This window comes from Agromyces sp. Y782 (assembly GCF_059445405.1).
The window spans coordinates 1,562,313-1,581,912 of sequence record NZ_JCAIUG010000001.1 but is presented as its reverse complement, the minus strand read 5'-3'; the positions used below and the strand labels follow the sequence as shown (position 1 = coordinate 1,581,912).

Here is a 19,600-nt window from a genome sequence, read left to right as displayed (position 1 = left end):
TGATCGCGCGATGACCACACCCTCGAACGACGACCGCTCGCTCTTCACGCTCATCGGAGATCTGCCCGAGACGATCTCCTCGCTCGTGCGCGCCGAGATCGACCAGATCAAGGCCGAGGTCTCCTACAAGGTCAAGCACTTCGGCATCGGCTCGGGCCTCGTCGCCGGTGCCGCGGTCGTCGGCATCTTCCTGCTCTTCACACTGATCGTCACCGGCATCTTCGCGCTCGCGCTCGTGATGCCGGCGTGGGCCGCAGCACTCACCGTCTCCGGTGCGTTGCTGCTGATCATCGTCATCCTGCTCTTGATCGCCTACGTCAACTTCAAGCGGGGCTCGGAGCCCCTCGAGTCCGTCGAGAGCCTGAAGGCCGACCTCGACGCCATGAAGGGAACAGGTGACTATGACCGCCGCTCCTGACGCCAACGGACCCCGCCCCTCGAAGCGCGATGCCGCATCCCGCGAACGCAACCTCACGCGTCTGCAGGCGAAGGCCGCGTCGCAGCAGGCGCGTGCCGAGTTCGCCGAGACCCTCAACGCCCTCGAAGACAAGCTCAATGTGCCGAAGCAGGCGGGCATCAAGGCCGAGCAGGCGAAGGTGAGACTGCGCCGGTTCGCCGATGAGCAGCCCGTGGCCGCGATCGCCGCCGCCGTGGGTCTCGTCGCGGTGGTCGGCGTCACCGTGTGGCTCGTCGTGCGTTCGAAGCTCGACTGAGCGCGCCGACGATTCACAGCGAACCAGAGCGAGCGGATGCCCCGGTGCCGACGTCACGACGCGATGCCGGTACTCCGGCTGCAACAGAGACCGCGGTCGATCGGGTCGCCGGTCTCGTGCGCGCCGACATCCTGAGCGGGGTGCTCCCGCCCGACGCCCCGCTTCGGGAAGAAGCCTCGTCTGAGCAATACGGCGTCTCGCGGCACACCGTGCGGGCGGCGTTCCAGCGGTTGGTGGCCGAGCGCCTCGCTGTCGCCGAGGCCTACCGCGGGGTGCGCGTGGCGAGCTTCGACCGCGCCCACGTCATCGCGCTGCAGCAGCTGCGTGCCGCGCTCGAGGTCGAGGCGGTGCGCATCGTGGGCGAGCGCCACGGCGAAGCGTGGCCCGAGCCCGTGCTGGCTCCGGCGCGCGACGCCCTCGACCGACTCGACGCGCTCACCCGGCCGAACGGGCCTGCGACTCCAGACACCGCACCCACCGAGTTGCCCGATTCTGTACGCAGTCGGGCAACTCGGGAAGTGGAGCCGGTCGACTGGCTCGAGGTCGAGCGCATACACGCGGACTTCCATCGGGCGATCGTCGCGGCATCCGCGAGCCCCCGAATCATCGAGGCTCACGCCGCCCTCGGCAGCGAACTGCTGCTGTTCCTCCTGCACGTGCGCCCGCACTACACGCTCGAGAGCCTCATCGCCGAGCATCGCACCCTGCTCGAGGAGCTGCCCACGCGCGGGCCGGCCGCACTGCGCGAGCACCTCGAGCACTCGACGTTGCTGCTCGTGGGCGAGTAGGACTCCGGCTTCGCGCCGGTCGATCGGAAGGATTCGACGATGACGTCGGAACAGAACTCCAAGGCTGCAGCTGCCGATCGTGAAGCAAACGCGGTGACGGCATTCGCCGACCGCATCTTCGCATCGGCTCTCGGCGGCATCGAACTGCTCAGCATCTACCTCGGCGACCGTCTCGGCTGGTATCGCGCCCTCGCCGCGGGCGAGCCGCTCGACGCGCCGACGCTCGCCGCGCGCACCGGCACCCACGAGCGCTATGTGCTCGAATGGCTCGAGCACCAGGCCGTGAGCGGTCTCCTCACCGTCGATGATGCGCACGCTTCGGCATCCGCCCGTCGGTTCACCCTGCCGCCCGCGCACGCCGAGGTGCTCGTCGACGCCGACTCGCTCGACTACCTCGCGCCGCTCGGTCGGTTCCTCGCAGCGACGGCAGGCCAGCTCCCTGCACTGCTCGACGCGTACCGAACGGGCAGCGGGGTCTCGTGGGCGCAGCTCGGCGACGATGCCCGCGACGCGCAGGGCGACATCAACCGCCCGTGGTTCCTGCGGCAGCTCGCGCTCGCGTTCGCCGGGGTTCCCTCAGTGAACTCGGTGCTCTCCCGCCCGGGTGCCCGGATCGCGGATGTCGGCAGTGGGCACGGCTGGTCGGCGATCGGGATCGCGCAAGGGTATCCGGACGCTCGTGTGGAGGGGTTCGACATCGACGAGCCCTCGATCACGGCGGCGCGCGAACATGCGCAGGCGGCGGGAGTCGCCGATCGCGTTCGGTTCCATCACGTCGCCGGCGAGGCGCTCCCCGAGGAAGCCGTCTTCGACGCCGTATTCGTCTTCGAGGCGCTGCACGACATGCCGCGACCGGTCGAGGTGCTCGAGGCGATCCGACGCGCCGCACGCCCCGACGGCGTGGTCGTGATCATGGACGAGGCCGTCGCAACCGAGTTCGCGCCCGACGGCGACGAGACGGAGCGGATCATGTACGGGTACAGCCTCTTCATGTGCCTGCCCGACAGTCTCTCCACGCCCGGGTCGGTCGGCACCGGCACGGTGATGCGGCAGTCGACCCTCGAGCGGTATGCGAGGGAGGCGGGCTTCGCGGGCATCGAAGCGCTGCCGATCGAGGGCTTCGCGTCGTTCCGGTTCACGCGGCTCCTGCGCTGAACGGGCAGTCGCGGCATCCGCGAGCCCTCGAAATCGTCGGAGGCTGACCGGCTCAGGCCATGATGGCGGCGTACCAGATGAGCAGCAACGTCACGAGGAACCCGACGACGTAGTTGATGCCGAGGAATCGCTTCCAGCCGGCGTTCGCGCGCCCCGATGAGGCATCGGTGACGCCCGTGAAGGGTGCTGCCACGGCGAGGTACGGCACCACGAGCAGGGCCGCGAGCGGCCCGGGCCACGACGTCGCGAGCATGAGCAGCCCCGCGAGTGTCCACGCGCCGATCGCGAACTGCACCGTGCGACGGGCGCCGAGCGCCGTGGCGATCGAGGCGATGCCGCCCGCCCGGTCGGGCACCACATCCTGTACCGCTCCGAACGCGTGGCTCGCGACACCCCACGCCAGGAAGGCGAGCAGCAATGCGAGGAGCGGCGGCGTGAACGCCGCGCCGGCAAGCACGAGCCCGTAGACCGCAGGGCTCACGAAGTGCACGCTCGAGGTCAGCGAGTCGAGGAAGGGCACCTCCTTGAACCGCAGCCCCGGCACCGAGTACGCGGCGACCGCGAAGAGACTCACCGCGAGCACCGCCCACGATGCCGGCCCGCCGAGCGCGACGAGCACCACGACGAAGGGCGCGCACGTCGCGATCGCGGCGATGATCGTGAGCCGGTGCCGGTCGGGCACGAGCAGCGCGCCTTCGACGCCGCCCTTGCGTGGGTTCGCGGCATCCGATGCGTAGTCGAAGACATCGTTCACCCCGTACATCGCGAGATTGTAGGGCACGAGGAAGAACAGGGTGCCCACGATGAAGGCGACATCGACCTCGCGGGTCGTGAGCAGGTATGCGGCCGCGAACGGGAACGCGGTGTTCACCCAGCTGAGCGGGCGGGAGGCGGTGAGGAGGTCGGCGACCGCGTGCCGGCGGCGGGTGTCAGTCGGCATCGGTCGGCCGCCTTCCGAGGAGGTTCCACAGTCCGCTGAGGAGCAGGATCCCGGCGACGGGATACGCGAGGTCCTCGATGGGTGCGAGTCCGAGACGAGCCCCCCAGATGTGCGCATCGGAGTAGTCGAACAGGCCCGCCCCGATCATGATCGAGTCGAAGGCGACGGTCAGCACCACGAGTACGAGCGCGGAGATCACGACCGCTCGCCCGTGGCCGCGCGGCGCACGTCGCCACCCGGGCGCCGCGACGACGATGGCCACCGAGAGGAAGACCGCCGAGAGCAGCAGGTAGGTCACCGGCGCACCGCCTCCTTCGCCGCGATCAGGCGCACGACGCCGGTGTAGAGCACGAGCGTGAGATAGCAGAGGAAGGTGAGGAACACGAGCTCCTCGAGAGGCAGTTCCGGTGCGAGCAGGATGCCGGTGCTCACGGTGTTCTCGGCCTTGTGGAAGATGCCGAGGCCGATGCCGGCCAGGTCCCACGCGAGGAAGAACACGAGACCGGCGGCGAGGACGACGGTCGCGCGCCAGCGCCGGCCGGCCGCACCGAACACCAGATGGAAACGCACGTCGAGCAGCACCATGCACGCGATGCCGCCGAGCAGCACACCGAGGTAGGCGAGGTTCATGCCGGCACGCTCCGCACCGCAGGCTCGACGAGCGGCCCTGCACTGGGATCGCCGCGCAGGGCCTTCGCCACGAGCTCGGCGCTGATGAGGCACATGGGCAGCCCGATGCCGGGAACGGTGGTCGCGCCCGCGAAGTAGAGGTCGTGCACCGTCTTCGATGCCGTGCGCCCGCGCAGGAACGCGCTCTGACGGAGCACGTGCGCCGGCCCGAGTGCAGAACCGCGCCACGAGTTGAACTCCGACTCGAAGTCGCCCGGCCCCACGGTGCGGCGCACGATCACGCGTTCGGCGAGCTCGGGGATGTCGGCCCACGCCGAGATCTGCGCGATCGCCGCATCGGCGATGCGCTCGACGGCCTCCTCACCGGCGCCATCGATGCCGCCACGCCCGATGCCGGGGTCGGCCGGAACCGGCACGAGTACGAACAGGTTCTCGTCACCGGTGGGCGCCACCGACGGGTCGGTCGCGCTCGACTTGCACACGTAGAGCGAGGCCGGGTCGGGCACCGACGGGTTTGCACCGAAGATGCGGTCGAAGTTCTCCGCCCAGTCCTCGGTGAAGAGCAGGTTGTGGTGCAGCAGCTGCGGCAATCCGCCCCGCACGCCGAGCATCACGAGTACGGCGCTCGGCCCAGGGTCGGCCCGGCGCCACGAGGCATCCGACCGACTGCGCGACTCGGCCGGCAGCAACGTCGTCTCGGTGTGGTGCAGGTCGGCCGTGGAGACGACCAGATCGGCCTCGACCGAATGCTCGACGCCCTGCGAATCCTGGTAGCGGATGCCGCGAGCCGCCGCCGCTTCGACCTGGATCTGCGTCACCCGAGCTCCCGTCACGATGCGAGCGCCGGATTGCTGCGCCAACCGCGCGACGCTGTCGATGACCTCGCGGAACCCGCCGAGAGGGTAGAAGACGCCGTCGTCGAGGTCGAAGTGGCTCATCAGGTGGTACATGCTCGGTGCCGCCGACGGCGAGGTACCGAGGAAGACGGCGGGATAGCCGAGCACCTGCCGCAAGCGCCCGTCTCGGAAGCGGCGGGCGACGAACCGGTCGAGCGGTTGCAGCAGCAGACGGCCGAGACGGCCCAGCCGCCGCAGCACCGGCGGCACGAGCAACGTGCCCGTCGACGAGAAGTCGTTGTAGAGGAAATGGTCGAGCGCGAGCCGCGTGGTCTCCTCTGCCGAGTCGAGGTAGCGCTCGAGCGCTCTGCCGGCGCCTGGTTCGATCGCCTCGAATGCCGCGGCGGCCCGTGTGCGGTCGGCGACCACGTCGAGGGGGTCGTCATGACGCTCGAAGAACACCCGGTAGCCGGGCTCGAGTCGCTCGAGCTCGAGCTCGGCGGCGGCGCTCGTGCCCATCAGCCGGTAGAAGTGCTCGAACACCTCGGGCATGAGGTACCACGACGGGCCCGTGTCGAAGCGGAAGCCCGCGGCGTCCCACCGCCCGGCTCGACCCCCGACCGAGTCGTGCGTCTCGTAGACGGTCACCTCGTGGCCGTCGCGGGCGAGCAGCGCGGCAGTCGCGAGGCCCGCGATGCCGGCGCCGATGACGGCGACCCGGCTCATGTCCCGGCCTCGGGGGCCGGCGCGTGCACAGCCTCGGGCGACCGCGACCGCGATCTGGAACGCGATCTGGAACGCGATCCGGAACGCGATCCGGACCGCGACCCGGCGGCACCAGCGAGCAGCAGGACCTTCTGCGCAGTCGGCACTCGCACCCGGGTGATGAGAAGCTCCCTCGCCGGCGTGCGACGCAGCCTCTCGGAAAGCGCAGAGAACAGTGCGTGCGCTGCGGCGACGGCCCTGCGGCATCCGCCCGGCAGTTCGGCAACGACCTGGCCGGCGATCGCGAGGTCGCGGTCGATGTCGTCGAGCAGTCTCGTCTTCTCGGCCTCGCCCAGGTGCGCCGGGTCGATGCCGGGGAAGTAGCGACGTCCGAGCGATTCGTAGTCGTCAGCGAGATCGCGCAGGAAGTTGACCTTCTGGAATGCGGCGCCGAGGTGCCGGGCGCCGCGCTGCCAGCGCTGATCCCGGTTCGCATCGACGGGCAGCCCTTCGCTGAACGCGCGCAGGCACATCAGGCCGACCACTTCGGCCGAGCCGTACACGTACTCGCGCATCTCGTCGTCGTCGAAGTCGACGGGGTCGAGGTCGCGTCGCATCGAGGCGAAGAACGGGCGGGTCAGCTCGACGCCGAAGTTCGTGGTGCGCGCGGTCTGCGCGAAGGCGTGCACGATGAGGTTCGAGCTGTACCCGCAGGCGACGGCCTGCTCGGTCTCCGCCTCGAGTGCGTCGAGCATCGCGCGGCGCTCGGCCGGCCCGAGACCCGCCTCTTCGGCCGGGCCGTCGACGATCTCGTCGGCGATGCGCACGAGTGCGTAGATATCGGCCACGTGGGCGCGCACCGGGCGAGAGCACAATCGGCTCGCGAGGCCGAACGAGGTCGAGTAGTGCGAGATCACCTGGGCGGAGCCGAGGCGCGCGGTGCGGTCGTAGAGGGCGAGCCCGCTCGTCGGCGCCGTCATCGGGCGCGCTCCACGCACTCCCGAGCCGTCGCGGTCAGCCCGTCTCGAAGGTGCTGCGGCAGCGGTGCCGCGGCGATGGCGTCGACGGCATCGCCGCAGCGCGCGTCGATGAGCCGTTCGACCTTCTCGCGGGCGCCGCTCGTCTCGATCGCCGTGCGCAGTCTCGCCGCGGCCTCCTCATCGAGCTCGGGGCGGCCGAAGTCATCTGCGACGGCCGCCCAGCTCGCGTGCTCGCGCGCGTACGCGACGAGCAGGGTCTCTTTACCCTCCCGCAGGTCGCCGAGGGTCGTCTTGCCGGTCATCGCCATGGTGCCGTAGACGCCGAGCACGTCGTCGCGCAACTGGAAGGCGACGCCGAGGTGCCGACCGATCTCGCCGAGCCGAGCGACGGCGGCTGCGGAGGCGCCGCCGAGCACCGCCCCGGCCTGCAAGGGCGCGCTGAACGAGTACGACGCCGTCTTGTTCTCGATCATCGCAAGGATGTCGCGCTCGCCGGGTGCAGCGCCGGCATGGCGCACATCGGCGTGCTCGCCGGCCGCGGCGAGGAAGACGCCCTCGTCGATGATCTCGAGCAGGGAGCTGCGTACGTTGCGCGGTGCATCGAGCTCGGCGATCAAGCGGTGTGCGCCGCTGATGAGCAGGTCGCCGGCGAGAATCGCGGATGCCTCTCCGTATTCGTGTGCACGGGCGTTCGTCAGTCCTCGGCCGACGCCGTCGAGCGCGAAGAGACCCGCGACGTTCGGCGCCCCTCGGCGCACGAGGTCGTGGTCGATGACGTCGTCGTGCATGAGGAAGGCGGTGTGCAGGAGCTCGAAGGCGGCGGCGAGACGCACGGCCTCCGTCGTGGGAGTGCCGGCGAACGCCGCGTGGGCGGCGAGCACGAGATCCGGCCGGATGCGCTTGCCGCCGGTCGCCCCATCGCGCGCGGCCTCCCACAGGCGCACGTAGGCGTCACCGTGCGCTCCCGCACGCGCGAGGCGGGCGGCGAAGAACTCGTCGAGGACACCATCGAGCTCGACGGACGTGCCGCCGCTGCGTTCCAGCGGCCGGTCGAGGGTCGTGCCGATCATGAGGCGATCGCCCCGCGCTGCTCGAGCGAGCCGCCCAAGAAGGGCAGCAACTGCGCCTGCAGCACGAGCCACGGGCTGAACGCCCACGGCGCGTGCTCGATCGCCGGCGCGAGCTGTCGGGGATGCACCCATGCGTAGTCCATGACCTCGCCCGGGTGCGGCTCGGGCACTGAGCTCGTGTACGCCGTGTAGACGGGGCACAGCTCGTTCTCCACGACACCCGAGGCATCCGTCGCCCGGTAGTGGAAGAAGGGGAGCACCGGCTCGATGCGGTCGAGGGGCAGGCCGAGTTCGAAGTCGCCGCGGCGGCGGATCGCGTGCACGAGTGTCTCGGCGGGTGCCGGGTGGCCGCAGAACGAGTTGGTCCAGACGCCGGGCCACGCCTGCTTCGTGAGGGCGCGCCGCGTGACGAGGAGCTCATCACGCTCGTTGAACACATGGCAGGAGAACGCGAGATGTCGTGCGGTGTCGGCGCCGTGCACGCTCGACTTGGGCGCCCGGCCGATGGGCCGATCGTCGACGTCGAGCAGCACAACCTCTTCGATGTCGCTGAGGGTCATGCTGGTCTCCAATCTTTGCTGCTTCGGCTAGTAGGTTGCTTAGCGAGAAATATACATGACTGGCTAGAATTACTCCATGGCAACTGAGCGGGAGTCCCGGCACGACATCGCCGCCGCGATGCACGACCCCCGCATCTCCGACCGCGACGAGCAGCTCGTCAGCCGCGCCGGCCTCGACGACGAGCAGGTCGACCAGATCGTCCGCGTCATGCAGGGCCTGCGAGGCTGGCACGAGACCGAACGCCGCATGAGCGAGGCCTCGCGCCGGTACATGAAGCTCAATGCCACCGACATGCGCGCCCTGCGGTTCCTCATCGCCGCGCGGAACCAGGGCGAGATCGTCACTCCCGGGGCGCTCAGCGAGTACCTCGGTATTTCGAGCGCGTCGACGACGAAGCTCCTCGATCGGCTCGAGCGCGGCGATCACGTGGTGCGGGCGCCGCATCCGACCGATCGACGGGCGCTCGCCATCTCGGTCACGGACGCCACGCGCATCGTCGCCCGCGAGTCGGTCGGACGGCAGCACGCACGACGATTCGCGGCGGCCGCCGAGCTCACCTCGGATGAACGCGAGATCGTGATCCGCTTCCTCGAAGCGCTCAGCGCGACCGAGTTCGATCAGGTCTGAACAGGTGCGTCCCCGGAGGCAACGGAGGCGCGCTCCCACGATGCGACCGGCCCATCGACGACGCTGAAGAGCGGATGCGGGTCGGGCGCCTCGACTCCGGCGCAGCGCAACGCGAGCTCGGGGGATCGGGTCGTCAGCTTCTGCACGAGGTGGTGCCACTCGAGGTCCAGCTGCCCACTCGTGACGGCGATCAGCACCGGCACCTCGCTGCGCCGGTGCACCTTGCTCGCGTCGAAGCGATAGCCGCGGGCCGTCGCCTCATCGGCCACGCCTGCGAGGTAGTCGCCGATCGCCCCGAGCGCATCGGGTGCCGCACGGAACCGCTCGAGCTGCGGATGCCTCGTGTACCCGCGGGTCGCACCCTCGAGCACCGCCTGGGCGAGCAGCGCCTCGCGCCAGCACGCCGTGAGCCCCTGGCGATCGAGGTAGCGCGGATGCAACGACCAGATCCTCATCCGTCGAGGGTACGTCGCGCACACGCAAGCCCGTACGTCCACCCCGTCTGCCGCTTTTGGCCGTTCAGGAGGAAAGAGGGAGACTGGAGGCATGTCTTCCCCCGCTGCCCGAGCGGCAGCCGACGCACTCCGTCCCGAATCCGAAGCCGGCGAGTCTCCTGAGGGGTTCACGGTGTTCGCCGTGCTCCGCCGGGACCCGGCGAAGCCCGATGACTACGACGGCCACGACGTGCGCCGCATCGTCGACGAGCTCGACGGCGTCATCTCGCTCGTCGAGAACGAGGGCGTCACTCTGCGCGGCATCTACGACGTCTCCGGCCTGCGCGCCGACGCCGACGTCATGCTGTGGCTGCACGGCCCGACCGCCGAGGGGCTGCAGTGGGCGCTCCGCGAGCTGCGCCGTGCGCGCATCCTGAAGCACCTCCTGCCGACGTGGAACGCCATGGGCGTGCACCGCGACGCCGAGTTCAACAAGTCGCACGTGCCGGGGTTCCTGCGCGGTATCGAGCCGAAGGCCTGGCTCACGATCTACCCGTTCGTGCGCAGCTACGAGTGGTACCTCCTTCCGGAGGAGGAGCGCAGCCGCATGCTCGCCGACCACGGCCGTAAGGGCGCGGCGTTCCGCGGCGCGATCGCCAACACCGTCAGCGCCTTCGCCCTCGGCGACTACGAGTGGCTGCTGCCGATCGAATCCGACGAGCTCACCGAGCTCGTCGACCTGATGCGCGAGCTGCGCGCCACCGACGCGCGGCGCCACGTGCGCGAAGAGGTGCCGTTCTACACCGGCCGCCGTATCACCACCGCCGAGCTCATCGAGGTATTGCAGTAATGGCACACTACGACGCGATCCTGCTCTCATCGTTCGGCGGCCCCGAGGGCCAAGACGACGTCATCCCGTTCCTCCGCAACGTCACCGCCGGTCGCGGCATCCCCGACGAACGGCTCGAAGAGGTCGCCCACCACTACCGCCACTTCGGCGGGGTGAGCCCCATCAACGAGCAGAACCGCCGGCTGAAGGCTGCGCTCGAGGTCGAGCTCGCCGCTCGCGGCGTCGAGCTGCCCGTGTACTGGGGCAACCGCAACTGGGCGCCGTACTTCGGCGACGTCGTGCGCGAGGCGTCGGCGGCCGGGCACACCGAGCTGCTCGGCCTCGTCACGAGCGCCTACACGAGCTATTCGGGCGTCGGCCAGTACCGTGAAGACTTCGTGAAGGCGACCGCGGGCACGGATGTCGCGATCGACCGCGTCCGCGAGTACTTCGACCACCCGGGCTTCGTGCAGCCGTTCACCGAGGGCGTGACGGATGCCGCAGCGTCGCTCGCTGCCGAAGGCGTCGCGCCCGAACGCATCCACGTGCTCTTCGTCACCCACTCCATTCCGACCAGCGCAGCGGATGCCTCGGGGCCGTCGTTCGGCGCGGGCGGCGCGTACGTCGCGCAGCACTTGGCCGTGGCATCCGTCGTCGGCGAAGCCGCCGCGCCGGCTTCGCCGTGGTCGCTCGTCTACCAGTCGCGCTCGGGCAGCCCCAGCACGCCGTGGCTCGAGCCCGACATCAACGACGCGATCGGCGAGCTCGCCGTGGGCGGCCTCGCCGACGCGATCGTGATCGTGCCGTTCGGGTTCGTCAGCGACCACATGGAGGTCATGTGGGACCTCGACAACGAGGCCGTCGAGTCCGCCGGTGAGCATGGGCTGAAGGTTCGCCGTGTGCCGACCCCCGGCGTGCACCCCGCATACGTGTCGGGTCTCGTCGACCTCGTGCTCGAGCGCCTGAACGACGTGCCCGACGCGGAGCGACCGCACCTCACGACCCTCGGGCCGTGGCCCGACCACGCCCGCATCGCCGGCGGTGCCGTCGTCTCGTCGGCCCCTGAGCCCGTTGCGGGCTCGCAGGGGGCGACCTCGCGATGACCGCCGTCATCCGCGTCGGCACCAGGGGCAGTGCGCTCGCGATGGCCCAGACCCGCCAGATCACGGAGCGGCTCGCCAAGGCCGCCGAGGCCGAGATCGAACTCGTGCCGATCACGACGCAGGGCGACACCTCGCGGGCGTCGCTCGCGACGATCGGCGGCACGGGCGTGTTCGCGGCCGCCCTTCGCGAGGCGCTCCTCGCCGGCGAGTGCGACCTCGTCGTGCACTCGCTGAAAGACCTGCCGACCGCCGAGCACGAGGGCTTGCGGCTCGGTGCCGTGCCGAAGCGCGCCGATGCGCGCGACGCCCTGTGCGCGCGCGACGGACTCACGCTCGCGACGCTGCCCGAGGGCGCACGCGTCGGCACCGGGTCGCCCCGACGGATCGCGCAGCTCGCCGCCGCCCGCCCTGACGTCGTCGCCGTCGACCTGCGCGGCAACGTCGACACGCGCCTCGGCAAGGTCGAGTCGGGTGAGCTCGACGCAGTGATCTTGGCCGCCGCGGGTCTCGGTCGCCTCGGGCGATCGGATGCCGCGACCGACCTCCTCCCGCTCGGCGTCTGGCCGACCGCCCCGGGCCAAGGCGCCCTCGCCCTCGAGGTGCGGCGCGAGCTCGGTGACCATGCGCTCGAGCGTGCGCTCGAGGCGATCGACCACCAGACGACGCGGGCGACTGTGCTCGCCGAGCGTCTGGTGCTCGCGGGCCTCGAGGCGGGTTGTTCTGCCCCCATCGGTGCCACAGCGTTCATGGAGGACGAACTTCTGTTCCTGACGGCGACCGTGTACAGTGCCGACGGGACCCGGCAGCTCGCGAGCTCGCACGCGGCCACCCCCGACAGCCGCTCGGCCGCCGACTTGGCGGATGCGGCGCGCGAGGTCGCTGAACGCGTCGTCGCGGAACTCCTCGGCAACGGCGCCGCCGAACTTGCACCACCTGAGGAGTCGCTGTGAGCGAATTCGAATCGATGACGGGTGCCATCAACCTGCCTGCTTCGGCCGGCAAGCCTCTCGCCGGCTGGCGAGTGCTCGTGCCGCGCGGCGGGCCCTGGGGCGATGGTGTCGCCGCGGCATTGCGTGTGCGTGGCGCTTCGCCCGTGATCGCGCCGATGATCAACTTCGCGCCGACCGACGACCAGCCCGCTCTCGAAGCCGCACTCGCGAAGCTCGCCGCCGGAGATTTCGATTGGGTCACGATCACGAGCGCGACGACCGTCGACGTGCTCTCGACCTACAACGCGGTCATCCCCGAGACGACGAAAGTCGCAGCGGTCGGCGAGACCACCGCTGCCGCTCTCGTCGCAGCCGGGTACCACGCCGACATCGTGCCGTCCGAAGACAACTCTGCTCGCGGTCTGCTCGAGGAGTGGGAGGCGGCGACCGAGGGCCGACTGGGTCTTCGCGTGCTCGCGTTGCGTTCGGCGATCGCCAAGCAGGTGCTCTCGATCGGGCTCGCCCGCGCCGGCCACCACGTCGAGGCCGTCGTGGCGTACCGCACCGTTGGCGTGCCGGTGTCGGCGAAGGTCGCCGACGACGTGCGCTCCGGCCGCGTCAATGCCGTGCTCGTGACATCCGGCAGTGTGGCAGAACAGGTGCAGCAGCAGCTCGGGCCGATCCCCGAGTCGATCCTCGTCGCGGCCATCGGCCCGCAGACCAAGAAGGACGCCGCCCAGGTCGGCCTCCGCGTCGACGTCGTGGCGCGCGAGCGCACCGCCGACTCCCTCATCGACGCGGTCGTCGACGCGGCGACCGCGAAGGCCTGACGCGCACGCGCGTCCGCCGGCGTGCCCGCCCGCCCGCGTGCCCGCTCCGCCCCGCCCGCCCGCGTGCTCGCGTGCGTTCCCGGGGTCACTTTCCGCCAGAATCATGCGCCCGCACGCTCGTGGATGTCCGAAAAGCACCCCCGTGGCACGTCGGCGACCGCCTGACGCGCACACCCCCCGGCTCTCGCACAGGGCCCGCAACGTAGGCTGATCGGGTGAGTTCCACGCCCGTTCCCCGTGTCCGCCCGCGCCGTCTGCGTGAGACACCGGCCCTGCGCCGGCTCGTCTCCGAGACCCGGTTGCATCCCGCCGAGCTCGTGCTCCCGATCTTCGTGCGCGAGGGCGCGAGCGCCCCGGTGCCGATCGGCTCGATGCCGGGCGTCGTGCAGCACTCGCTCGAGAGCCTGCCCGACGCCATCGAGCAGGCCGCGGCCGCGGGCGTCGGCGGCGTGATGCTCTTCGGCGTGCCAGAGGTGCGCGACGCGCGCGGCTCGGGTGCCACCGACCCCGACGGCATTCTCAACGTTGCGACGAGGGTCGCCGCCGAAGCATCCGCCGGCCGCCTCGTCGTGCAGACCGATCTCTGCCTCGACGAGTTCACCGACCACGGCCACTGCGGTGTGCTCGACGAGCAGGGCAGGGTCGACAACGACGCGACGCTCGAGCGATACACGGCGATGGCGCTCGAGCAGTCGCGCGCCGGCTCGGAGATGCTCGGTCTGAGCGGCATGATGGACGGCCAGGTCGCCGCCGTGCGCGAGGCGCTCGACGAGGGCGGCCACCAGCACACGGCGATCCTCGCGTACTCGGCGAAGTACGCGAGCGCCTACTACGGCCCGTTCCGGGAAGCGGTCGAGTCGACGCTCGAAGGCGACCGTCGCTCGTACCAGCTCGACCCCGGCAACCGTCGTGAGGGGCTGCGCGAGGCGATGATCGACATCGACGAGGGCGCCGACGTCGTCATGGTGAAGCCCGCAGGCAGCTACCTCGACGTGCTCGCCGACGTCGCCGCGGCATCCGAGGTGCCGGTCTGGGCGTACCAGGTGTCGGGGGAGTACGCGATGATCGAGGCCGCCGCCGCGCACGGCTGGATCGGTCGCAAGCGCGCCGTCATCGAGTCGGTGCGGGGCATCCGCCGTGCCGGCGCCGACGCCGTGCTCACCTACTGGGCCGTCGAACTCGCCGAGTGGATCCGCGACGGAGACGCCGCATGACCGCGATCGCCACCGCGCACACGAACGACGAGCTCTTCGCGCGCGCCCAGGCTGCGATCCCCGGCGGGGTGAACTCGCCGGTGCGCGCGTTCCGCTCGGTCGGAGGCACGCCGCGCTTCCTCGTGTCGGCCCGCGGCCCGTACGTCACCGACGTCGAGGGGCGCGAGTACGTCGACCTCGTCGCCGGTTGGGGTCCCGCGATCCTCGGGCACGCAGACCCGCGAGTCGTCGAGGCGGTGACGGATGCTGCGGCCCGCGGCCTCTCGTTCGGCGCCTCGACCCCCGCGGAGACCGAGCTCGCCGAGCTCGTCGAGCAACGCGTCGGCCCCGTCGAGAAGCTGCGCCTCGTCTCCACCGGCACCGAGGCGACGATGAGCGCCATCCGTCTCGCTCGCGGCTTCACCGGTCGCGACCTGCTCGTGAAGTTCGCAGGTCACTACCACGGTCATTCCGACGGCCTCCTCGCCGAGGCCGGCTCGGGCCTCGCGACCTTCGCACTGCCGGGTTCCGCCGGCGTGCCCGCCGACATCGCAGCGCTCACGCTCGTGGTGCCGTACAACGACCTCGAAGCGCTCCGCGCAGTGTTCGCCCAGCACGGCGACCGCATCGCCGCCGTCATCACCGAGGCGGCCGCGGCGAACATGGGCGTCGTTCCGCCGGCGCCGGGGTTCAACCGCGCGGTCGTCGAACTCGCGCATGCCAACGGCGCACTCGTCATCTCCGACGAGGTGCTGACCGGCTTCCGCGTGTCGGCCGCGGGCTGGTGGGGGCTCGAGGCGGCGAGCGCTTCGACGAGCTCAGCGGACACCGACTACACACCCGACCTCATGACGTTCGGCAAGGTCATCGGCGGCGGCATGCCGGTCGCCGCGCTCGGCGGTCGCGCCGAGATCATGGATCAACTCGCCCCCCTCGGCCCCGTCTACCAGGCCGGCACGCTCTCGGGAAACCCGGTCGCGGTCGCAGCGGGCGTCGCGACGCTCAGGGCAGCGGATGCCTCGGTGTACCGCCGGCTCGATGAGACCGCCGAGACGATCAGCGACGCGGTCGCCGCCGCGCTCGACGCCGAAGGGGTCGCCCACCGCGTGCAGCGCGCAGGCAACCTCTTCAGCTTCGTGTTCGGAGACCTCGGCGAGGTGCGCGATTACGCCACCGTGCTTCGGCAGGAGTCGTGGCGCTACGCCCCGTTCTTCCACGCCATGCTCGATGCGGGAGTCTCGCTGCCGCCGTCGGTCTTCGAGGCGTGGTTCGTCACTGCGGCGCACGACGACACGGCGATCGCACGGGTGCTCGATGCGCTGCCGGCCGCGGCGCGCGCTGCGGCATCCGCTCGCCACGCATAACCAGCCATGGGAGTTACGCGCGGATTCCTGCACGAAACCGTTCTCCGTTTGTGGGGCGTCGACACGCCGTGAGCCGGGTGTCTCGGGCAGGATGGAAGCATGGCGAAGCTCCGCATGCACACCGACCGGATCGAGGTTCATCTCACCACGGCCGAGAAGTCACTCGCGCTCCGTGCCGATGACCTCGTGGTGCAGCGCGACGACATCCGTTCGGCGACCGTCACCGATGACCCGTGGATCTGGATCCGTGGCATCCGTCGTCGCGGCACCGAGATCCCGCTCGTCGTCGCGGTCGGCGTGTGGAAGTACCACGGTGGCACCGACTTCGTCATCGTCAAGGGCAAGCGCCAGGCCGTCGTGCTCGAACTCGCCGCGGGCGAGTTCACACGCATCATCCTGAGCACCAATCACGCAGGCGAGCTCATGGACCGCCTGAAGCTCTCCGTGCCGCCTGAGGGCAACGGACCAGACGCCGACTGAGGCCGATAGGGCCGGCCGCTGCTCAGGCGAACGCGAAGAGCACGAAACCGACGAGCGGCAGCGTGCCCTGCACGAGCGCCGGCTTCAGGTAGGCGCGGCCCGTGGTCGTGAGCACGGCGGCGGCGAGCACCATGCACGCGGTCGTGAAGAGCACGAGCGTCTTGCCGACCGGCATCGCGCCCGCCCAGTAGAGCGCGAGGCCGAGGGCCGCGCCGATGCCGAGGAACAGATTGTAGAAGCCCTGGTTGTAGGCCATCGGCTTCGTCGTGTCGGCGGCGGCCTGGTCGGCGACGCCGAAGCGCTTCCACGTCGAGGGGCGGGTCCACCAGACACTCTCCATGAGGAAGATGTACCCGTGCAGCAGTGCTGCCAGGGCGACGAACACGCTTCCGATGACGGCCATGCCGCGATCGTATCGGCCGTGAACGCGTCTGCGGGGCGTCTCAGCCCGGCGGGTCTTCGCGTTCGACGGTCACGGGCACGCCGAGAAAGCGTTCGACCTCGGTGACGGATGCCGCGAGCGACCGTTCCTCGCGAGCGGAGAACGACCGCCAGGGCTGCAGCTTGACGACCGCGCGTCGGCCGGCGGTCACGGGCGCCCAGCGACCGACCATCACACCGTCGATCATCAGCGCGTGCAGCGGGAACTCGGGGTGCACGGGATCGGAGCGCCCGGGGGGTTGCAGGTACGCGCGGGGCGCCGCGTGCCCCATGATGTACTCGTCATACGCCTGCAGCAGGTCGACGACACCGGCACGCGGCGGCGCGGCCGAACTCGCCTCTGCCGTCACCTCGACGTCGTGCCAGTGCGTCGCCCCGTCGACCTCGAGCGTCTGGACCCGCCCGCCACTGGCGTCGATGACAGCCGCGAATGCCTGCCGGGTATCGCCGAGCGTGAACCCCGACCAGGCGGAGAAGTCACGATCGGTCGCGGGCCCGCGCGAGCCGATGAATCGTGCGGCGAGTTCGACGAGCGCGGCATCGCGCGTCTTCGGGGCCGACGCCGGCACCCGCTCGTCGAACGCCGCATACGTGCGCTGCTTGCCGACATTGGCGCCGCTGATCGCGACCCGTTCGAGCTCGGCGAGCATGAGCACGTAGGTGAAGCCGAGACCGGACGACGGCTGCCCCGCTGCGTCGAGCGCCGCGGCGAGCTCGGCGCGGGTGCGATGCCCACCCGCGAGCGACGAGGCCATCACGTCGAGGGCGCGGGCGGCGGCTTCGCCGTCGACGCCCGTGCGCCGGTAGTACGTGGCATTCGCCCGATGCACGCGTTCGGCCGAGAGCTCCATCAGCCACCGAGCATCCGTCGGGTCGACGAAGTGCCACGTCGGCCGCAGCACATGCGTGCGCAGGATCTCGCCGCGGTCGAGCGCGGCGGTGACGGCCGCGAGGTCGGGCCGCTGCGCGACGGGAACCCGCATTGCGAGACCCCACTGCGCCGGCACGAACTCCTGCGACTGCACCGCGACGAAGCTTCGCACGACGTCGGCCTCCGACGCCGCGCGCTCATCGCGCAGCCCCTGCACGTGCAGGCGAACGCGGCGCAACTCGTCGAGTTCCACCCTCACACCACCGCTACGCCACGTCGCGCCGCCACGTCGTCGCGCCACCGATCACAGTGGCGACGACCGCGATGCCGAGCAGCACGAGCCCGCCCTGCCACCATTCGAGTGCCTCACTCGATCCGAGCGAGGCGATGTTGTAGAAGGATGCCCCGACGAGCGCGTCGCTCGCGGCGCCCGGCAGGAACCGGCCGATCGAGGCCGTCACATCGCTCAGCGACGCGACGAGTCGCAGGATCGGCTCGACGAACTGGGTGAATGCGATGACGATGACGATCGCCGCGACCTGGTTCGTCACGAGTACGCCGAGCCCCACGCCGATCGCGCCCCAGAGTGCCATCGCCAGCACGCCGCGGCCCACGAGCGCCCACGTGTCGCTCGAATCGAGGCCCGTGTCGAGCCCGAAGCCGGCGAGCGCCGCTGCGCCCGCGCCGACGGAGACCGCGAACGCGATGACACCGAGGCCCGCGCCGATGACGAGCTGCGACACGAACTTCGCCGCGAGCACGACGGTGCGGTGCGGTTCGGCGAGGAAGGTCGGGGTGAGCGTCTTGTGCCGGAACTCGCCGGTGACGGCGAGGGCTCCGAGCAGCACCGGGAAGACGTAGCCGATCGACGACGCGAAGCTGTAGAGCAACGGCGCGAGGTCCATGTCGGCGGGCAGCGCGGTGTTGCCACCGGCGGATGCCGCGGCATCCGGATTCTCGGTCGCCCAACCGAGGAATGCACCGAACCCGCCCGACATGAGCGCGACGTACGCGGCGAGGAGGATCGCGAGAAGCCACCAGATGCGGGTCGTGAAGACCTTCTGGAACTCGGCGCCGATGGCGCGAACGAAGTTCACGACTCCTCACCTCCACCGACGAGCGAGAGGAAGGACTCTTCGAGCCCCGATTTCAGTCGGTGGAGGGCGGCCAGCTCGACACCGCCGACGAATGCGGCATGGCCGACACGGGCGGGGTCGGGGTCGGCGACGATGAACCCGTTGCGGCCTTCGGTGTACTCGAGCCCAGCGGCGTCGAGCGCGGCGGCGAGCGCGGGCCGGTCGGGGGAATCTGCGATCGTGCGCGGCGCCGACTCGAGTTCGAGGCTCGCGAGGGTGCCGCTCTTCATGAGTCGGCCCTTCGCGATGATCACGACCTCGTCGACGCTCTGCTGCACCTCGCTGAGGAGGTGGGAGGAGACGAGCACCGTTCGCCCTTCACGGGCGAGGCTCTGCAGGAACCCGCGGATCCACTTGATGCCCTCGGGGTCGAGGCCGTTGATCGGCTCGTCGAGCACGAAGACTCCAGGGTCGCCGAGCAGCGTGTACGCGAGTGCGAGCCGTTGCCGCATGCCGAGCGAGTACCCGCCGACGCGTCGGTCGGCGTATTCGGCGATGCCGACCTGCTCGAGCACCGCCTGCACGCGGGTCGTCGGCAGACCGGAGGCCGTCGCGTACACCTTGAGGTGATTGCGTGCGGTGCGGCCGGGGTGGAAGTTCGCATCGAGCGCGGCGCCGACCGTTTCGAGCGGCTTCGGCAGGGCGCTGTACGGGGTGCCGCCGAACGTCGCTGTGCCGGCGCTGGGATGCTCCAGCCCGAGCAGCAGCCGCAGGGTGGTCGTCTTTCCCGCGCCGTTCGGGCCGAGGAATCCGGTGACCTTGCCCGGTTCGACCGTGAAGCTCAGATCGTCGACCGCGGTCACGGGGCCGAAGTGCTTGCTCAGCCCCGAGATCTCGATGGGGATGCCGCTTGCCATGCGTTCTCCTCACGTGGGGGCGAGCTCGGTGGCTCTCAGGCCGCGCCCCCGCACGCCCCGGGCGGTCAGGCCCCTCGTCTTCACCCTAGCGAGCGAACGGGAGCAGCGGCATCCGTCGCGCGGGGGAT

General features: G+C 70.5%; 24 protein-coding genes. 12 read left to right on the top strand and 12 right to left on the bottom strand.

Annotation, left to right across the window (positions count from 1 at the left end):
- Window positions 1-10: 10 nt before the first annotated feature.
- From AC1C2S_RS07230 to AC1C2S_RS07215, 4 genes are read left to right on the top strand one after another with little or no spacing between them, the layout of a single operon-like run.
- Entirely contained in the window at window positions 11-418 is a 408-nt protein-coding gene (locus tag AC1C2S_RS07230) for a phage holin family protein (RefSeq protein WP_495351849.1), read from the top strand.
- Complete coding sequence (locus tag AC1C2S_RS07225; protein ID WP_495351848.1) at window positions 402-713, top strand: DUF3618 domain-containing protein; 312 nt, start codon at window positions 402-404, stop codon at window positions 711-713. The genes AC1C2S_RS07230 and AC1C2S_RS07225 overlap by 17 nt, the downstream gene beginning before the upstream one ends.
- Window positions 714-757: 44 nt before the next feature.
- A complete protein-coding gene (locus AC1C2S_RS07220) occupies window positions 758-1,501 on the top strand; it encodes a GntR family transcriptional regulator (RefSeq protein WP_495351847.1) in 744 nt (247 codons plus the stop codon).
- A gap of 39 nt (window positions 1,502-1,540) precedes the next feature.
- A complete protein-coding gene (locus AC1C2S_RS07215; RefSeq protein WP_495351846.1) occupies window positions 1,541-2,656 on the top strand; it encodes a class I SAM-dependent methyltransferase in 1,116 nt (371 codons plus the stop codon).
- Between the two features lie 52 nt (window positions 2,657-2,708).
- Here the strand turns inward: AC1C2S_RS07215 and AC1C2S_RS07210 are convergent, their stop codons facing one another.
- From AC1C2S_RS07210 to idi, 7 genes are read right to left on the bottom strand one after another with little or no spacing between them, the layout of a single operon-like run.
- Window positions 2,709-3,596: a prenyltransferase gene (locus tag AC1C2S_RS07210; protein WP_495351845.1), complete on the bottom strand. Its 888-nt coding sequence runs from the start codon at window positions 3,594-3,596 to the stop codon at window positions 2,709-2,711.
- The gene (locus AC1C2S_RS07205) at window positions 3,586-3,894 is read right to left on the bottom strand and encodes a lycopene cyclase domain-containing protein (protein WP_495351844.1); all 309 of its coding nucleotides are present in this window, start codon (window positions 3,892-3,894) and stop codon (window positions 3,586-3,588) included. The genes AC1C2S_RS07210 and AC1C2S_RS07205 overlap by 11 nt, the downstream gene beginning before the upstream one ends.
- Entirely contained in the window at window positions 3,891-4,226 is a 336-nt protein-coding gene (locus AC1C2S_RS07200; protein WP_495351843.1) for a lycopene cyclase domain-containing protein, read from the bottom strand. The genes AC1C2S_RS07205 and AC1C2S_RS07200 overlap by 4 nt, the downstream gene beginning before the upstream one ends.
- Window positions 4,223-5,788, bottom strand: coding sequence for a phytoene desaturase family protein (gene crtI / locus AC1C2S_RS07195; protein ID WP_495351842.1), 1,566 nt, complete (start codon window positions 5,786-5,788; stop codon window positions 4,223-4,225). Before crtI ends, AC1C2S_RS07200 begins: the two co-directional genes overlap by 4 nt.
- Window positions 5,785-6,747, bottom strand: coding sequence for a phytoene/squalene synthase family protein (locus AC1C2S_RS07190; protein WP_495351841.1), 963 nt, complete (start codon window positions 6,745-6,747; stop codon window positions 5,785-5,787). The genes crtI and AC1C2S_RS07190 overlap by 4 nt, the downstream gene beginning before the upstream one ends.
- Complete coding sequence (locus AC1C2S_RS07185) at window positions 6,744-7,817, bottom strand: polyprenyl synthetase family protein (RefSeq protein ID WP_495351840.1); 1,074 nt, start codon at window positions 7,815-7,817, stop codon at window positions 6,744-6,746. The genes AC1C2S_RS07190 and AC1C2S_RS07185 overlap by 4 nt, the downstream gene beginning before the upstream one ends.
- Complete coding sequence (idi, locus tag AC1C2S_RS07180; RefSeq protein WP_495351839.1) at window positions 7,814-8,377, bottom strand: isopentenyl-diphosphate Delta-isomerase; 564 nt, start codon at window positions 8,375-8,377, stop codon at window positions 7,814-7,816. Before idi ends, AC1C2S_RS07185 begins: the two co-directional genes overlap by 4 nt.
- A 76-nt stretch (window positions 8,378-8,453) precedes the next feature.
- On the opposite strand from idi, the gene AC1C2S_RS07175 reads away from it, so the two are divergent.
- Entirely contained in the window at window positions 8,454-9,005 is a 552-nt protein-coding gene (locus AC1C2S_RS07175; RefSeq protein WP_495351838.1) for a MarR family winged helix-turn-helix transcriptional regulator, read from the top strand.
- Here the strand turns inward: AC1C2S_RS07175 and AC1C2S_RS07170 are convergent.
- Window positions 8,996-9,460, bottom strand: a complete 465-nt coding sequence (locus AC1C2S_RS07170; RefSeq protein ID WP_495351837.1) for a pyrimidine dimer DNA glycosylase/endonuclease V — start codon at window positions 9,458-9,460, stop codon at window positions 8,996-8,998. The genes AC1C2S_RS07175 and AC1C2S_RS07170 overlap by 10 nt on opposite strands.
- A gap of 91 nt (window positions 9,461-9,551) precedes the next feature.
- On the opposite strand from AC1C2S_RS07170, the gene hemQ reads away from it, so the two are divergent.
- The 7 genes from hemQ to AC1C2S_RS07135 all read left to right on the top strand — a co-directional run bounded on the left by hemQ (window position 9,552) and on the right by AC1C2S_RS07135 (window position 16,167).
- On the top strand, window positions 9,552-10,289 hold the full coding sequence (gene hemQ / locus AC1C2S_RS07165) for a hydrogen peroxide-dependent heme synthase (RefSeq protein ID WP_495351836.1): 738 nt from the start codon (window positions 9,552-9,554) through the stop codon (window positions 10,287-10,289).
- A complete protein-coding gene (locus AC1C2S_RS07160; RefSeq protein ID WP_495351835.1) occupies window positions 10,289-11,371 on the top strand; it encodes a ferrochelatase in 1,083 nt (360 codons plus the stop codon). The genes hemQ and AC1C2S_RS07160 overlap by 1 nt, the downstream gene beginning before the upstream one ends.
- Window positions 11,368-12,321, top strand: coding sequence for a hydroxymethylbilane synthase (gene hemC / locus AC1C2S_RS07155; protein WP_495351834.1), 954 nt, complete (start codon window positions 11,368-11,370; stop codon window positions 12,319-12,321). Before AC1C2S_RS07160 ends, hemC begins: the two co-directional genes overlap by 4 nt.
- Window positions 12,322-12,335: 14 nt before the next feature.
- Window positions 12,336-13,130, top strand: coding sequence for a uroporphyrinogen-III synthase (locus tag AC1C2S_RS07150; RefSeq protein ID WP_495353211.1), 795 nt, complete (start codon window positions 12,336-12,338; stop codon window positions 13,128-13,130).
- A gap of 215 nt (window positions 13,131-13,345) precedes the next feature.
- The gene (gene hemB / locus AC1C2S_RS07145; RefSeq protein WP_495351833.1) at window positions 13,346-14,344 is read left to right on the top strand and encodes a porphobilinogen synthase; all 999 of its coding nucleotides are present in this window, start codon (window positions 13,346-13,348) and stop codon (window positions 14,342-14,344) included.
- Window positions 14,341-15,687: a glutamate-1-semialdehyde 2,1-aminomutase gene (hemL, locus tag AC1C2S_RS07140; RefSeq protein ID WP_495351832.1), complete on the top strand. Its 1,347-nt coding sequence runs from the start codon at window positions 14,341-14,343 to the stop codon at window positions 15,685-15,687. Before hemB ends, hemL begins: the two co-directional genes overlap by 4 nt.
- A 99-nt stretch (window positions 15,688-15,786) precedes the next feature.
- Complete coding sequence (locus AC1C2S_RS07135; RefSeq protein ID WP_495351831.1) at window positions 15,787-16,167, top strand: hypothetical protein; 381 nt, start codon at window positions 15,787-15,789, stop codon at window positions 16,165-16,167.
- A gap of 22 nt (window positions 16,168-16,189) precedes the next feature.
- On the opposite strand, the gene AC1C2S_RS07130 is transcribed toward AC1C2S_RS07135, so the two are convergent.
- Genes AC1C2S_RS07130 through AC1C2S_RS07115 form a run of 4 tightly spaced genes read right to left on the bottom strand, consistent with a single transcriptional unit; the run spans window position 16,190 to window position 19,472 of the window.
- On the bottom strand, window positions 16,190-16,570 hold the full coding sequence (locus tag AC1C2S_RS07130; protein WP_495351830.1) for a DUF1304 domain-containing protein: 381 nt from the start codon (window positions 16,568-16,570) through the stop codon (window positions 16,190-16,192).
- Between the two features lie 40 nt (window positions 16,571-16,610).
- Complete coding sequence (locus AC1C2S_RS07125) at window positions 16,611-17,738, bottom strand: winged helix DNA-binding domain-containing protein (protein ID WP_495351829.1); 1,128 nt, start codon at window positions 17,736-17,738, stop codon at window positions 16,611-16,613.
- Between the two features lie 7 nt (window positions 17,739-17,745).
- On the bottom strand, window positions 17,746-18,576 hold the full coding sequence (locus AC1C2S_RS07120) for an ABC transporter permease (RefSeq protein WP_495351828.1): 831 nt from the start codon (window positions 18,574-18,576) through the stop codon (window positions 17,746-17,748).
- Window positions 18,573-19,472 (bottom strand): ATP-binding cassette domain-containing protein, encoded by a 900-nt coding sequence (locus AC1C2S_RS07115; RefSeq protein WP_495351827.1) that lies wholly within the window; start codon window positions 19,470-19,472, stop codon window positions 18,573-18,575. The genes AC1C2S_RS07120 and AC1C2S_RS07115 overlap by 4 nt, the downstream gene beginning before the upstream one ends.
- Between the last annotated feature and the right edge of the window lie 128 nt (window positions 19,473-19,600).